This window comes from Siminovitchia jepli (assembly GCF_047228825.1).
Lineage (GTDB): Bacteria > Bacillota > Bacilli > Bacillales > Bacillaceae_C > Siminovitchia.
This window is the reverse complement of record NZ_JBFEGN010000086.1, coordinates 1-14,580: the sequence shown is the minus strand read 5'-3', so window position 1 is coordinate 14,580 and position 14,580 is coordinate 1. Positions and strand designations below refer to the sequence as shown.

General features: G+C 41.3%; 14 protein-coding genes and 1 pseudogene. 5 read left to right on the top strand and 10 right to left on the bottom strand.

Annotated elements, in window-relative coordinates:
* Window positions 1–255 (top strand): annotated as a pseudogene (locus AB1L08_RS18845) (hypothetical protein); the annotation flags it as partial.
* 231 nt (window positions 256–486) lie between these two features.
* Here the strand turns inward: AB1L08_RS18845 and AB1L08_RS18840 are convergent.
* Window positions 487–2,268 carry a DUF4153 domain-containing protein gene (locus AB1L08_RS18840; protein WP_413066181.1) on the bottom strand — a complete coding sequence of 594 codons (1,782 nt, stop codon included), beginning with the start codon at window positions 2,266–2,268 and terminating at the stop codon, window positions 487–489.
* 405 nt (window positions 2,269–2,673) lie between these two features.
* Between AB1L08_RS18840 and AB1L08_RS18835 the strand changes: the two genes are divergently transcribed.
* The gene (locus tag AB1L08_RS18835; RefSeq protein WP_413066180.1) at window positions 2,674–4,299 is read left to right on the top strand and encodes an FMN-binding glutamate synthase family protein; all 1,626 of its coding nucleotides are present in this window, start codon (window positions 2,674–2,676) and stop codon (window positions 4,297–4,299) included.
* A gap of 176 nt (window positions 4,300–4,475) precedes the next feature.
* Here AB1L08_RS18835 and AB1L08_RS18830 read toward each other — a convergent pair whose 3' ends face one another.
* A complete protein-coding gene (locus AB1L08_RS18830) occupies window positions 4,476–4,955 on the bottom strand; it encodes a metallophosphoesterase family protein (RefSeq protein WP_413066179.1) in 480 nt (159 codons plus the stop codon).
* Between the two features lie 387 nt (window positions 4,956–5,342).
* On the opposite strand from AB1L08_RS18830, the gene AB1L08_RS18825 reads away from it, so the two are divergent.
* Window positions 5,343–6,221, top strand: coding sequence for a glycerophosphodiester phosphodiesterase (locus AB1L08_RS18825; RefSeq protein WP_413066178.1), 879 nt, complete (start codon window positions 5,343–5,345; stop codon window positions 6,219–6,221).
* A 188-nt stretch (window positions 6,222–6,409) separates the two neighbouring features.
* Here the strand turns inward: AB1L08_RS18825 and AB1L08_RS18820 are convergent, their stop codons facing one another.
* Genes AB1L08_RS18820 through AB1L08_RS18800 form a run of 5 tightly spaced genes read right to left on the bottom strand, consistent with a single transcriptional unit; the run spans window position 6,410 to window position 10,070 of the window.
* Window positions 6,410–7,030: a 4Fe-4S single cluster domain-containing protein gene (locus AB1L08_RS18820; protein WP_413066177.1), complete on the bottom strand. Its 621-nt coding sequence runs from the start codon at window positions 7,028–7,030 to the stop codon at window positions 6,410–6,412.
* Complete coding sequence (locus tag AB1L08_RS18815) at window positions 7,030–7,731, bottom strand: helix-hairpin-helix domain-containing protein (protein ID WP_413066176.1); 702 nt, start codon at window positions 7,729–7,731, stop codon at window positions 7,030–7,032. The genes AB1L08_RS18820 and AB1L08_RS18815 overlap by 1 nt, the downstream gene beginning before the upstream one ends.
* A 3-nt stretch (window positions 7,732–7,734) precedes the next feature.
* Complete coding sequence (locus AB1L08_RS18810; RefSeq protein WP_413066175.1) at window positions 7,735–7,947, bottom strand: DUF2997 domain-containing protein; 213 nt, start codon at window positions 7,945–7,947, stop codon at window positions 7,735–7,737.
* Window positions 7,948–7,968: 21 nt separating this feature from the next.
* Entirely contained in the window at window positions 7,969–8,406 is a 438-nt protein-coding gene (locus AB1L08_RS18805; protein ID WP_413066174.1) for a hypothetical protein, read from the bottom strand.
* 23 nt (window positions 8,407–8,429) lie between these two features.
* Window positions 8,430–10,070: an AAA family ATPase gene (locus tag AB1L08_RS18800; protein WP_413066173.1), complete on the bottom strand. Its 1,641-nt coding sequence runs from the start codon at window positions 10,068–10,070 to the stop codon at window positions 8,430–8,432.
* Between the two features lie 418 nt (window positions 10,071–10,488).
* Between AB1L08_RS18800 and glsA the strand changes: the two genes are divergently transcribed.
* Together glsA and AB1L08_RS18790 are read left to right on the top strand one after the other, a co-directional pair.
* Window positions 10,489–11,463 (top strand): glutaminase A, encoded by a 975-nt coding sequence (gene glsA, locus AB1L08_RS18795; RefSeq protein ID WP_413066172.1) that lies wholly within the window; start codon window positions 10,489–10,491, stop codon window positions 11,461–11,463.
* Window positions 11,464–11,483: 20 nt separating this feature from the next.
* Window positions 11,484–12,137, top strand: coding sequence for a helix-turn-helix transcriptional regulator (locus tag AB1L08_RS18790; RefSeq protein WP_413066171.1), 654 nt, complete (start codon window positions 11,484–11,486; stop codon window positions 12,135–12,137).
* Window positions 12,138–12,250: 113 nt separating this feature from the next.
* On the opposite strand, the gene AB1L08_RS18785 is transcribed toward AB1L08_RS18790, so the two are convergent.
* The 3 genes from AB1L08_RS18785 to AB1L08_RS18775 form a co-directional block, all read right to left on the bottom strand.
* A complete protein-coding gene (locus AB1L08_RS18785; protein ID WP_413066170.1) occupies window positions 12,251–12,943 on the bottom strand; it encodes a maleate cis-trans isomerase family protein in 693 nt (230 codons plus the stop codon).
* A gap of 45 nt (window positions 12,944–12,988) precedes the next feature.
* Complete coding sequence (locus AB1L08_RS18780; protein WP_413066169.1) at window positions 12,989–14,248, bottom strand: Nramp family divalent metal transporter; 1,260 nt, start codon at window positions 14,246–14,248, stop codon at window positions 12,989–12,991.
* A gap of 140 nt (window positions 14,249–14,388) precedes the next feature.
* A partial coding sequence (locus AB1L08_RS18775; protein ID WP_413066168.1) for a hypothetical protein occupies window positions 14,389–14,580 on the bottom strand: 192 nt, incomplete at its 5' end.

Below are 14,580 nucleotides of genomic sequence, written 5' to 3'. Positions count from 1 at the left end.
GATATTGCCGATATGGCTACCAAACAAGACATCGCCCGTATGGCCACTAAAGAGGATATTGCCGATATGGCTACCAAACAAGATATTGCCCATTTGGCCACTAAAGAGGAAGTTACTGATATTCCCGCTATTAAGGTTGCTGTTCTTGAGATCAAACAAATGGTGGAAATGATTCTGGAAGACCAAAAGTCTATCTATGGAATCTTGGGCGAACATGAAGTATCAATACGGACATTAAAAAGAAGGTACGTATAACATACGGACAATCTTTCTTTTATCGAAACATCCTTGCTTTTGGCTTCATTTACAATAAGTGCTTTAAGAGGCAGCATATGTCTTGAAGCCATTTATACCTTTTTGGCAAACTCCGACTTGAGTTTCATGGCGCCGATGCCTGCCAACTCCTGATATTTCGGAATAATGATAAAAAGCACCTCCAATAGTTTGATCAGGCCGAACTATTGGGGTGCAATTCACAAACGGCGCTTATTTGATCTTAAGAAATACAAACATATCAGCGAAATACTGATCATCATAATGGTTGACTGAAGTAATGAGAAAATCCATTCTCACTTTATTGTTTTCACGGGTGACAGTTGCCTTCTTTACAGACAGTGTTTTGCCTTCTCCCCCGTAGGTTTCCTCATCCCCAAGGATTTCATCAAAAACTTCCTTTGAATTCACCCTTATCAACTCTTCATCCTGTTCATCTACCAAATGGAGGTTAAAGTATTCTTCTTCCAATTGTTTGGTCAATATATAGTTTGTGTTATTGATTTCAATAGGAATTTCCTTCCCGGAATCCTCTTCCTCTTCATTATAAACAGTAAGATGAATCATCCGGTCGTATTGTTCTATATTTACGACAGGACTCTGCTCCCAGTCCAGATGGGCATATTGTGCTTCGTTGTCCCTGCCTGTTTCATCGTACACTTCATCAAAGCCGAAGGTATTCTTAAAATGATCATCGTAAAAAATTTTATTCGGCAGCCAATCGATCTTTTCCAAATAGTTCATACTATCCAAATAACTGACTGTTCTCGTAATCGTTTTTTTATCTTCTGCAGAAATGGCTGAATTGGGTACAATTTTACCATCTTCAAACATGTTGTTTTCAGAAAGAGTTTCTACAAGTAAATTCACCTGGTTCACCCGGCTGACTGTAAACGCATCTATAGGGGGAATGATCGATATAGCGGAAAAAATGATCAAGACAGCGGCAATCCATCCGTTTTTTTTGACAGGAAAAAAGCTGAATAAGATCCCTGCCATCAATGCAAAAATGCCAAACATGATGACATAGTAACGCCCATGGGTGACTCCTGCTTCCGATATTTTTAAGATTGACGCAATCGTTTGAAACAGCACAATCGGAATAAGTATCTTTGGAAAAATTTTCCTGAACAAGGCTGCAAATTGATTGTCCAGGCTGCTGGCCAGAATATACACTAAAATGACAATAATCGTGTAGGAGACGAGCATGGGCTCAAGCAAGTTATTCGCCCAAAAATCCCCGCGAAAATTTAACAGGACGTAGACCAGCAAAATAATGGTGTATACGGCAGTGAGTGGAATAATTACATAAGAAATTAAAATTTCCAGCATTTTTGGGACAGATACTGCCTTTTCAACTTTTTCCAATGCTTCGGTGGATTGATCAGCATCCTTTTTCCCTGGATAACGGGGCGTAAAGGATAAGAAGAATATTGGCGAAAACAAAGAAAAAATGATATTCATTGCATGCGAATGAGCTTTGTAGGTAATGGAAAAAAGCAGCTGGTCAATTGCAAAAATGATTGAGCTAATGCCTCCGGCAAGAACAGCTGAAAAAAGGGCCGTGATAAAGAACGCTTTAAATGCGGACATAAAGCTCTCATTAAATGTTACTTTGCTTTTAATTGACGGAACCCATATAAAGGCCATTAGCAGCGCAAACATGGCAACAGCTGTTTTTGTGCTGATCTCAATGTTGAAAACGGGTGCCGATCGGATCGCAAGATAATAACCGGCTGCCAGGAGGAGCGAACCGCCCATGAGCATGAATCGTTGACTTGCTTTCGTACAGAAACGCTCATACACTTGCTGGCTAACCACACTCAACATGGCTCCCACTATAAAAGTAAAAAGATACTTTGAATCATGTTCCGCTTCTTTTTGGATCGAAACCGCGTTTATTGTTGCAATCGCCACAAGGAAAAGCATCGATAAAGGATAACGGTCAACAGCCTGCACGATCCCCATTAACTTATTTTTTAAGCGTTCCTTCACCGTATCTCATCACCTTTCTTCATTTGTCCAAAACCTTGGCAGTCCGCCTTTTCAAAACGATTTTGTCAAAATGAAAAGTTCCTTTAAGCTCCAATGTACTATGAATCAACCCCAATGTATACAAATTTTTAAGTGATGAAATCAAATAAAAATCCTCTTATTGGCAAGGTGCTTCTATTACTCATTTTCGCAGCTGAAGCGATCCATTAAGCAGATGCGCGGGAACGATAGCCATTTTTTGATGACCAAATGCTGCCCAGGGTTTCTAATTCACCATTCAATGAAAATCAACTGAATTACAAAAATATGATGTACGGCAACTTTACTTATGATTGCAAGAAGAATGGAAACACTACCTTTTACAGGTGATCTGACTTTACAACTTGGGCTGAATTGGAGGTCAAGATGGATCTTTCACATCTTCTCATCATTATTGGCTTTATGGCTGGGGTTTTTGTCATTGGAACAATGATCATTTTTATTACATATTTACTTCTTTTTGATAGGAATCAGAAAATGCATTCCATTTTAAGAAATTATCCGGTGTTGGGCAGGATCCGCTATTTTTTGGAAAAAATCGGACCGGAAATGCGCCAGTATTGGTTTAACAGCGATACAGAGGGAAAGCCTTATTCAAGAGATGATTATGAACATATTGTAAGGAGTGCAAAATATAAACGGGATGTCATAGGGTTTGGATCAAAACGCGACTTTGAACAAGAAGGCTATTACGTCCGGAATGACATGTTTCCAAAGCTGGCAGAAGAATTAAAAGTGGATAAAGAAACAATGGCTTTGACACAAAAATACTTGCTCGTCAAGGACCCCCTTTTCACACAAAGAGTTGAAACATTAGAGGAAGATGAGTCATCGGCTTACCTTCTGCATGATGATGACGCTGTTGTTATTGGATCCGAACTCAAACATCCATTTGTCCTTAAGGGTCTTATCGGCATGTCGGCCATGAGTTACGGAGCGCTGGGGAAACATGCCATTACTGCATTATCAAAAGGGCTCGCCATGGCAAAGGGGACGTGGATGAACACCGGGGAAGGCGGGCTATCCCCCTATCACCTGGAGGGTGGTGTCGATATCATGATGCAAATCGGGCCCGGATTGTTTGGCATTCGCGACCGGAACGGAAATGTCGATTGGGAGGAGTTAAAGAAAAAAGGCGAGATTTCGCAAGTAAAGGCATTTGAAATCAAACTGGGCCAAGGCGCAAAGGTTCGCGGCGGCCATATTGATGCGGAAAAAATGAATCCCGAAGTAGCAGCCATTCGCAAAGTAGAACCATACAAATCTTTGGACAGCCCAAACCGCTTCCGTCAATTTCACGACATTCCGACGATGTTCGATTTTATTGAAAAAATTCGGGAGACTACCGGAAAGCCTGTTGGAATTAAAATGGTCGTTGGCGGAAATGACAGTGCCCTTGAGCTGGCAAAGTATATGAGAGATACAGGAATGGGGCCCGATTTTATTTCAATTGACGGCGGAGAAGGCGGAACAGGCGCCTCCTATCAGGAATTGGCAGACAGCGTTGGTTTGCCTATCAAATCAGGCCTCCCCATTCTCGTATCCGCCTTGAACAAATACGGCGTCCGGAACCGTGTCACAATTATCGCATCCGGCAAGCTCTTTACCCCGGACCGGGTGGCTGTAGCGCTCGCCATGGGCGCCGATCTTGTTCAAATTGCGAGAGGCTTTATGATATCCGTCGGCTGCATTCAAACGTTAAAATGCCATTCTAATATTTGTCCCGTTGGTGTTGCTACAACCGATCCACACCTGCAAAAGGCTTTGGTCATCGATGAAAAGAAGCACCGTGCCGCCAATTATCTTATTACGCTGCGAAAAGGACTATTCCGAATATCAGCCGCCGCCGGATTGGATTCCCCCGTTCATTTTTCTCCCAAACATGTCATGTATAAAAATGATAAGGGCATCGTCTATCCACTGGAAAGCATCATGAAAGAAATAGAGAAGCAAATAGAAGCCCGTGATGAAAACTACCCTACTCTGCCTTAAACATCCTTCCTTTTATTTAAGAAAAGAAAATAAGAATGCCCTGTAGGCTGTTGTGGTATTCAAATGATTGATTAAAAGGCATACGGAGGGGTTAGGTTCACAGGATGTGGATCATGCAGACGCTGCTGCACGATACGGCGTTCTTAGTCTGCGAACCTATAGCCCCTGCTACTTTCTTACCCTGTGAAAAAAACAATCTCCGCCCTAAGCGTTTTATCGATATGGAGAATGCCATATGAATAATATGGCATTCTCCGCTTATCAGTCGGTGATCCGGGATTCATAAGCATTACCTTGTTAACATACCGCATCATCGGGATGTGGGAGTGGCCGAAAATAATGATATCCATGCCTTCCCCTTCAAAGGCTTCCAGCGCCCTTTTCTCTGTCATTTGTTTGCTGCCATGCCCGTGTACTATTCCAATTTTATAACCTTCGATCTGAATGATGTCACGTGGGGCCAAATACTCTTTTATTTCATTGTCATCAACGTTTCCATGCACTCCTACAACTTTTGCACAGCTTGAAAGTGTCCGGTATACTTCCATGGAGCTCCAGTCACCTGCGTGGATGATTAAATCAGCTGATTCGCATTCACTTATTAGTTTTTGTGGCAAATTTTGATTATGCGTATCGGATGTAACGACAATTTTCAAGTGCCTGCACTCCTTTTTCATTTGTTATTCATTAAGTTCTTTGACTTATTGCAGATGTACATATGTCGGCAAAATTGAGATGGCGAATACCATCCCTTGACCGAAGCCGATTCATCTTATGATTGAAATCACGAGTGTTCTCGGCTGAATCATAAAAACGTTGATAAAAAAATCGTCCAATATTAATAATAAGAAAGTGGCTGTTTATTTTCTCTCATTTTGCTCACTTTCTGCGTTCCAGTTTTCCTGTCCATAGCTTGATTAAATTGATCTGCTTTCTCGCTCCATTGAGCTATATATTCTTACAATAAATTTATCATTTGTTTATTTAGGCTTTATAATCACTCCATACAATGGAGTTGAAAAATAAATAAAGGAGTGGTTGTATTGAAGGATTTCTTTTCTGCCCTTTTAATGGTAAGCATCGCCTTTGGGATGTTTACAGGTCCAGCACTTGCCGCGCAGGACGGGCCCATCACCAAACAGCAACAGCAGAAGATGATAAATGTAGCCCATCGGGGGGCATCAGGTCATGCTCCTGAAAATACGATGCCTGCGTTTCAAAAAGGTGTAGAAATGAAAGCTGATTACATAGAAATTGACGTCCAAATGACAAAAGACGGCAAATTAGTCATTATCCATGATGCAACGGTAAACCGTACCACGAATGGAACAGGTGCCGTAAAAGATCTTACGTTGGAAGAACTTAAACAACTCGATGCGGGCAGTTGGTTCAGCGAAAAATATGCAGGAGAAAAAATTCCAACCTTTGAAGAAGTTCTGGATGCATTTCGTGGAAAAACCGGGATTTTAATTGAACTTAAATTGCCGGAACGATATCCCGGCATAGAAGAAAAAGTAGCTGAAGCTTTGATTGAACGCAATATGCACAAGCCGGGCAATAAAAAAATTGTGATTCAATCCTTTAACCATGAATCTATTGATAAATCAAAAAAACTTCTGCCGCTTTTACCCCACGGTGTATTATTGGGAGACGAATGGGCAGATGTTACAGATGAACAGCTGGCAGAATTTGCAGCTTATGCGGATTATTTTAACCCTACGCTCAGTATTGTGACACCGGAACTCGTAGACCGCGTTCATGCGGCCGGAATGAAGATTTATCCGTATACATCAAGATCGCAGGAGCAGGCTTACGAATTGTTCTCGCTTGATGTCGATGGAATTATTACCGATTACCCTGAACATGTCTACGACCATCCGGGAAAAAAAACAATCGTTAATAACACCCTTGATTTGCTTTAGATTTAAGGCGGGAGTCTTACATCTGTCCTAATCAATGTAGTACGAGAAAAAAGATTTTTCCTAAAGCTGCTCCATAAAAAAGAGGCTGCCTCAAAAGAACATGGGGACTGGCACCGCCATCATTTAGGCTTGGCTATAGCCTAACCAAAGACTGCAGGTGAAGGTCGTACTCTTTTGGGTAACCTCTCTCATTTTGCTTTTATCTTTTTAAATTCACTTGCATCGAATAACTCATTTAATGTTTGCTGTGTTGCCATTCCGTTGACAGACACGGTTCCGTCTTCTAAAATCCGGATTTCAATTTTGTTACCGGTCCCCGGCAGCTCATTTTCCAAATACTTGTAGGCAGATGTTAAAAAGTGATACCGTTGGTTGGAAGAGCCGACCCACGGCCGGCTCAGATCCAGTTTTTCTTTTACAAATGGGCCGTCGATCAATAAGTCTGTGGCAGCCAGTAAATCTTGGCAGGCTTCCCTGTTTTTCAGATCCTCATACCGATAACCTGAAAACGTCATGACGGTTAATCCGAAATTTTTGACCATGCGTGCAAGCTTTCCCAATGCCTCCGCCTGATCGAAAGGTTCGCCGCCAAGGAATGTAACGCCTTCTATCCCATTTTCTTCTTTACTTTTTTTGATTTCATGAAAGAGTTCTTCAACACCGATGGTTCTTCCGTTTTTCCTTGACCATGTCCAGGGAACGCCGCACCCCTCACAGCGAATGGAACAGCCCTGCACCCAAAGGCAGAATCTTTTCCCCGGACCTTCAACCGTTGTAAGCGGCAAATATCGATGAATGATGAGTTCCATTAGAAGTCAACAATTCTCCCCTCTGTTTTTTCCAAGGAACTTGTTTGCGTTTTTTCGGGAAATGCAAGATAAGGTTTCATCTTTTCCGCCAGGTGCGGTTTAATGGAGAGCACTTCGACAAAATGGTCCAAAGACGTAAAACCATTTTCCCTGCTTCTTGCCTCAAGCACTTTTTTGGCAAACAAAGCGCCGATTCCGGGAACCTTTGCTATCTCTTCCTCGGAAGCCGTATTGATATCAACGATGTCAACCTTTTCTTCAGATTTTTGCTTCATCACCCGTGAAACAGCTGCTGTTTTGGAGGCAGCTTCGACCGTGCCGCCATACTCCCGTGTAATCTGTTCCTTCAATGATTGGATTTCCTTCGCTTTTTGCCCGGTTGTAATCGTCGCTTCCAGCCTTAATAAATACTCCGTCCGTATTTTAAATACATGGACAATCGAAAAGATCCATCCAATTAAAAAAGCAGCAATAACGACATCCGTCATCCAATGCTCTTCCGGAAATACTTCGGTGAGAACCATTGTCATGATAAATATAAATGAATAAATAAGAGCAGCAAAAAACCATTTTCTCTGCTTCACTCGATAGGAGATATAATAAAATGAAACATAATTTAAAAACCCGAATGTCAGGATGGCCCAAAGCATCCAGATTGAGTTTCTCATCTCCCATCCTTTTCCTCTGCCGGTGATGGCCATGGACTAATCCCCCTTATTAAACTGTTTGTTTTGGCGAACAGACTGTATCTCCATTTGAAAATATTCTTCGGTATAATTGGAATCAACAGTTTCGGCATCAAGCAGCTCCTCAAGGAGCTTGATGTATTCCAAACAGTCCTTCCCTTTGATGCCAATTGTCTCCGCACGGATCTCTCCGTCTTCCGTGATCTTTATTCGGATTTTTTTATCGTTCATTTTTCTCACCTGCCGGCCGCTTTAAGTTACATTAAATGTTAATAAAATGGAGCGGTCTTTCTGAATCACTTCCGACTCCAATTCCAACCCTTTTTCTTCGGCATGCTGCAGCAGTTTTTGATAAGTCTCTTGTTGGATCAAATATTTGTACTCCGCGTGCAAATGATCCACAAACTCCAGTGCATCTTCTGCTTGAACACTTTCGTCAAATACCGCTTCAAAGATCCCCTTGTCATTTTGCCGGAAAAAAATTTTAATATTTCCTACCTCTGTTTGACAGTTTTGTTCATTGATTTCATAAACGTCACAGCCGTATTGTTCAATCGCCTTCTGCAGCAAATCCTGGCGTTTCATGACTGTTTGAATGCTGTACGTATGGCCGCTTTTTTTCTCAATTAAAGAGCTCGCGCCCTGTACCAGCGCAATTCCAACCGGTATAAGAACAAGTTCAATGCTCAAAGGTAAACCGCCTTTCATTCAGATTAAAAATCAATCGTACGGCCGCCGCGTGATGTGATGATATCACTGCTGTCCACCGCTTCATCACTTTCAGTATATTCGGCACGGTCTTCTTTTGGTGTGGCCGCTACCGCCCTTACGTTGGCCCAATCACGGATTGTTTTGATTTGTTCTGCCTGGGTAACCGATAACGGGATGAACTGCTTGCATATTTTTTCAAAATCGGCCAATGTCACACTTCTTTCTTCGTAAAAAGCCTCAAATAATCCGTTGATGACTACTTGTTCGATTTCGGCGCCGACAAAACCTTCCGTCAACCAGGCAAGATCATTCAGATTGGCTTCGCTTATTTGAAAGTTCCCCAAAACATCAGGATCTTTTAATCTCTTTTTTAAATGTACTCTAAAAATCTCGACCCGTTCCCGATGCGTCGGCAAATCAACGAAAAAAATTTCATCAAATCGGCCTTTACGAAGCAATTCCGTCGGCAAACCTGAAATATTATTGGCTGTGGCGATCACAAAGACGGGCTTTTCCTTTTCTTGCATCCACGTCAAAAAATGGCCAAAAATACGTGTAGCCGTTCCGCCGTCACCGGTTGAGTTTATTCCGCTGAATCCTTTTTCAATCTCGTCGATCCATAAAATCGAAGGGGCAATCGCTTCGGCTGTCTGCAGCGCTTTTCGCATGTTATCTTCACTGCTTCCCACAAGTCCGCTAAAAATTTTTCCCATATCAAGCCGCAGTAAGGGAAGCTGCCACATCTCACTGATTGCTTTGCTGATGAGGCTCTTGCCGCATCCGGGCACCCCTGTTATCAGTACACCTTTGGGAGCAGGCAAACCATACTTTTGGGCGGATTCCAGCCATGATTTGTTTCTTTTCCGCAGCCATCGCTTTAAATTTTCCAGCCCCCCGACGTCATCCATATTCAAACGGCTGTTGACAAATTCAAGAATCCCCGTCTTTTTAATGATTTGTTCCTTTTCGCCCAAAATGATTTCCACATCGTCGATTGAAAGTTTCCCATCTTCCACCATCGCCCGTGCAAATGCATTCTCCGCTTCAGACAAAGTAAGGCCGAGCGCCGCTTTTACAAGCTTTTCTTTTTCTTCTTCAGTCAGGTTGATTTCGATCCGGCCGCTCCGTTTATTAACGGCTATGAGATCATCGAGAATTTGTTTGATTTCATCAAAAGTGGGCAAATCAAAATCGAAGATGGTCACATCCTTTTCCAGGTCGTGCGGCAACCTTAAAACAGGAGAAAGAAATACGACGTTTTTAGGATTGGGGCTCCGCTTGAGACTCAAACTTATATCCCTTAATTTTCGAACCACCTGATGATCGGCAGGCCGTACGTCATCCCCAAAATAAATATGGAAATCATGGAGTACAAAAATGGCAGGTTCCTGATATTTGCCAATATATTCCAAAGCTTTAAGCGCCGATTTCGTATCTCCTTTTCCGTCTCCTTCCCCCTCGATCCCGGTCGTTATTTTCCACGTGATGACTTTCCTTTCCGTTTTGATTAATTCCTGATTGGAAGCAATCGAACGTATAAGCGAAAGCACCCTGTCCTCTTCCCATGTTGATATATAGAGGAAAGGAAACCGTGCTTTAAACAAATTGGCCATTAATCTTTCCCGATCCATCTTTTTTTCCAATTTTTATATCCCCCTGCAAATTCTTCTAAACTCTAATTTCTATTATAGTAAAACCTTTATGTAATAACTATCGCCGTTTACTCTTATATTTTTTTAGCTGCTTTGTTCATTTGTTTTTAATTTTAAAAAACCAAACACCAATTTTTATTTTTTTTCAAATTAAAACAGAATATATCTCTTCTATCCATTAATCCTAAAGTGACTATTAAAAAGCTTTAAGACACACAACTCCGATACAAACAGCAGAAAAAACAATTTAATGAAATTTGACTTTTTATCAAAAAATAAGTACAATTTTCATATGAATATGTTTTTTCTATGGGCCCAATACAAAGAACAGGTAAAATATAATCGATACAATTACCAAATGGACTTATTGAATAACAAAAACAAAATAGAATTATAGGTAGTGTGAACAATGGAAACTTATCAATTAGCACAAGAAAGTCAATTGAACGATTTATTACATGTGAAAATCCATCAATATAAACAACAAAATGATGGGGAGTGCGCTTCCTATATTCCGGAATTAAAAAAGGCGGATCCCTCCCATTTATCCATTTCTTTACTGCTCCCCGATGGTACACATTATACTGCCGGAGATCACACGGTTTCTTTTACAATTCAAAGTATTTCAAAAGTGCTTTCATTCATCACAGCCTGTATGCATCACGGCATAGAAAGCGTTCTCAACTGGGTGGATGTTGAACCTACAGGGGATTCTTTCAATTCCATTCTTCGCTTTGAACTCACAAATCAAAAAAAGCCATATAATCCAATGATCAATGCCGGGGCTTTAACTGTGGCATCTTTACTGCCGGGTACAAATGATAACGAAAAATTGATGAATGTAACAAATTTATTATATAATCTTTTGGGAAAAGAAGTCTGCATAAATGAAAAGGTGTTCATGTCCGAATGGGAAACAGCTTATCGAAACCGGGCACTTGTCAACCTTTTGGCGGAAAATGATCTATTGGCCGGCGGAGTTGACGAAACGCTGTTAACCTACATTAAGCTATGTTCCATTGAAACCAGCGTCCATGATTTGGCAAAGATCGGATTGATTTTGTCCATGGATGGCTATGATCCCATCGAACAAAAACAACTCATTCCGGTGAAGATTGCACGCCTATCGAAAGTCTTGATGTTTACTTGCGGAATGTATAACTCTTCAGGTAAATTTGCGGCATCTGTTGGTATTCCTGCAAAAAGCGGGGTATCCGGCGGCATCCTCGCCAGCATTCCTCCATCAACACGGAATCTTAATGTCTTGTCACAAGGGTGCGGGATAGGCGTTTACGGCCCTGCCATCGACAGGTATGGGAACAGCGTAATGGGGGTTCGCATATTACAGGATTTGGTGGAGCAGTTTCATTTAAATATATTTTAATAAAACGGGCGGTGTTATATGTGGAATATTCAGACAACGAAAGGCTTGACATCCTAAAAAGATATATTCCTGTTGCAGACATGATTGCCGCCACTTTCGGCAGCAACTGCGAAGTTGTCATACACGACCTGAAAAACCTTCAATCGTCCCTCATTTACATTACAGGAAATGTGACAGGCAGGAAGCTCGGCGCCCCAACAACGGAGGTCATCGTCAGAGAGCTGAGACGCCAAGGTGATGATGTAAAAGATATGTTGGGCTTAACGGCCCAAACGCGAGATGGAAAATTTATTAAAACATCCACTTCTTTTATCAGGGATCCTCATGGCAAGGTGATTGGCTTTTTGGGAATTAACTTTGACATTACAGCATTCACGATGGTTAATTCCATTATCAGCGAGTTCTCGGCTGCTCATGACATGGAGTATATCGGGAAGCCATTTCAAGAATCATATGCCCAAACGGTGGAAGAAGTTTTTGAAAATCTGATCGAAAACACCCTGCGTGAAATTGGGGTTCCAATCGCCGATATGAAAAAAGAGGACAAAGTACTGTTTGTTAAAAAACTTGAAGAAAATGGCGCCTTCCTCATCCATGGGGCTGTTGATCGTATTAGTGAGGTACTGGGGGTCACAAAGCAAACTATTTATAATTATCTTGATATTATTCGCTAGTCAAATGATTCTATAAAATGATCGGCACTCCCGGCCAAACATCATACGAAACGATAAACAAGGGACAACGCTTTCAGCTGCGATCTGAGCGTTGTCCCTTGTTGTCATTCACCTTACATTCCTCCACCAACCTGATGATTGAGTTGCCTTATGATGGCTTCATTACTGGTTATTACTTTCAGTTTCAGTTTATCCTGTAATATTTCTTTACACTCCAAGGCTCGCAAATTTGTGCATGAAAGAAACAGAACATCTGTATATTCTAAATACTCCGATTGCATTTCTATAAATCTGATAATGTTTTCGGGAGTCAGCTTGCCAATTTCTATATCCTTCAGTAAATTCATACCACGCGAGTAATTTACGTTAAAACCGGATTCTTCCAGTCCTTTTACCATGCGCATGGTTACTGAGTCTACATATGGTGTTATAACAGCCAAACGGTTGGGGTTTATTTCCGTTAAATAGGTTAATACTGCACTGAAAGCAGAAACTACCCTGCACTTTAATTTGGCAAATATGGTTCCCTTTAATGTTTCATCCCCCTGTCTTCCATAGATTGCGCCAGCTGATGTACATCCAAATACCACTGTTTCCGGTTTGATTTCCTCAAGAAATGAAATGGCACGAGGAACCTCTTGGGCGATCATGATCTTTTCGGATTCCACTGTCACATCTTTCAGCCACATTCTTTCCGTATGAACGGAGAAATGATTTGGCAAGTATCTTTTCATGTCAAACTCTAAAGTAGTGTCTGTATGCGGCACCAATAAACCAATTCGACTTTGGTCATTGAAAATACTCATTCTCCCCATCCTTTAATAAATACGTAAACTTTAATATATATGCTATTACATTCCGAGAAAGGTTCTAATCGCACCTACAAAACTGTACAGTCCTAAAAAGGTACAAACCAGTACAACAATGATACCCAATATATTGGTTTTTAATGTATTTGCATATTCACCCAGTAATTTCTTATTGTTCATAATGAATAATAACAAAATGGCCACTCCCGGGAGCAGAATTCCATTTAAAGCTTGTGCAAATAAAATAACATCCATCGGCTCGAAGTCAAAGAGAAGAGCAATAATGCCGATAATAACTGTGCTGGCAAAGACCAATTTATATTTCGGGTTCTTCATCCCATTTTCCCACTTCATCACACTGCTAATCGTCAATGCAGCTCCAAGCGGCGTCGCTGCCGCCGATGATAAACCGGCTGCAAAAATACCGATGGCAGTAAATGCTTTGGCCCAAGTTCCCAATAGCGGTTCAAGCTGCAATGATAAATCTGCTACATTTTGAACATCCAAGCCCCTTATTACAGTTGCAGATGTAATTAAAATGGCTGCCGTAATTAAACCGCCAACCCCGATGGATACATATATATCCCACCGGGATTCTCTCAAATATTCAGGTTTATTCCATCTTTCCTGCACTGTGGACGCATGAATAAAGAAATTGTATGGAACAACAGTAGTCCCGATTAAAGCAATAATTAATAAGACGGATCCATCGGGAATAGCCGGGATAAATGCTCCTTTTAATATTCCGCCTACATTGGGCATAGCCACAATCATTGTGACAATAAAAGTTAAACTCATCACGACTACTAAGAAAATCATGACTTTTTCTATAAGCTTATAACTTCCCTTTAAACCAAAGAATAAAATAATTAGACCTACTGCAGGACCAATCACTTTGACAGGCCATCCGGTCAAAGTCGAAAGACCAATTGAAGTACCGGTTAAATCACCGCTTATATAAGCTGCACAGCCAACCCCAATGGATATCATGACAAACCACATCGTCCCAAATTTTAATATTGGGTTTGTAAATTGATCCCTGATCGCTTCACCCAATCCTTTTTGGCCAATGATTCCCAGCCGGGCTGCCATTTCTTGCAGTATAATGGTCGTAATAATCGAAAACAGTACTGCCCATAATAGTGCATATCCAAATGACGCTCCCGCTCTCGTTGCGGTTGTCACCGTACCCGGACCAATAAAAGAAGCAGTTATGATAGCACCCGGCCCAACAACTTTCACCCGGTCCATAAACGTTTTTTTAGCCGCAGGAGCGGACTCTTTGATTTGTAAATTCTCCATTTCTCTTCCCCCATTTTAGATATACGGCAAGCTTTACATTAAAAAAGTTTCATTTTTCCATTACCCAAACCAGGAATACGCTTTCAACTCCATTGAAAAGCAAATCGGCATGAGAATGAATATTTTGAATTTTTTATTAATTATATGAATCGTTTAAAAAGCATAAAGACAAACGATTGTTTTGCACATTTTCTTGTCATCTCTACCCTGTTCATCGTAGACATGAATGATGGCCCGCCTCCCTCCCCTTTATAGAATAGTCTCTCGGCATTCGCCGAGTTAGATGGGTCAAAGGATCTCTTGACCCAACTGTTTGATTCCCCTCCTACTTT

What these genes read in the sequence shown, in the direction of transcription:
- AB1L08_RS18820 (WP_413066177.1), bottom strand. Translation starts at nt 7,030, where the DNA reads ATGGAACTCATCATTCATCGATATTTGCCGCTTACAACGGTTGAAGGT.
- AB1L08_RS18835 (WP_413066180.1), top strand. Translation starts at nt 2,674, where the DNA reads ATGGATCTTTCACATCTTCTCATCATTATTGGCTTTATGGCTGGGGTT.
- glsA (WP_413066172.1), top strand. Translation starts at nt 10,489, where the DNA reads ATGGAAACTTATCAATTAGCACAAGAAAGTCAATTGAACGATTTATTA.
- AB1L08_RS18810 (WP_413066175.1), bottom strand. Translation starts at nt 7,947, where the DNA reads ATGAACGATAAAAAAATCCGAATAAAGATCACGGAAGACGGAGAGATC.
- AB1L08_RS18785 (WP_413066170.1), bottom strand. Translation starts at nt 12,943, where the DNA reads ATGAGTATTTTCAATGACCAAAGTCGAATTGGTTTATTGGTGCCGCAT.
- AB1L08_RS18780 (WP_413066169.1), bottom strand. Translation starts at nt 14,248, where the DNA reads ATGGAGAATTTACAAATCAAAGAGTCCGCTCCTGCGGCTAAAAAAACG.
- AB1L08_RS18815 (WP_413066176.1), bottom strand. Translation starts at nt 7,731, where the DNA reads ATGGCCATCACCGGCAGAGGAAAAGGATGGGAGATGAGAAACTCAATC.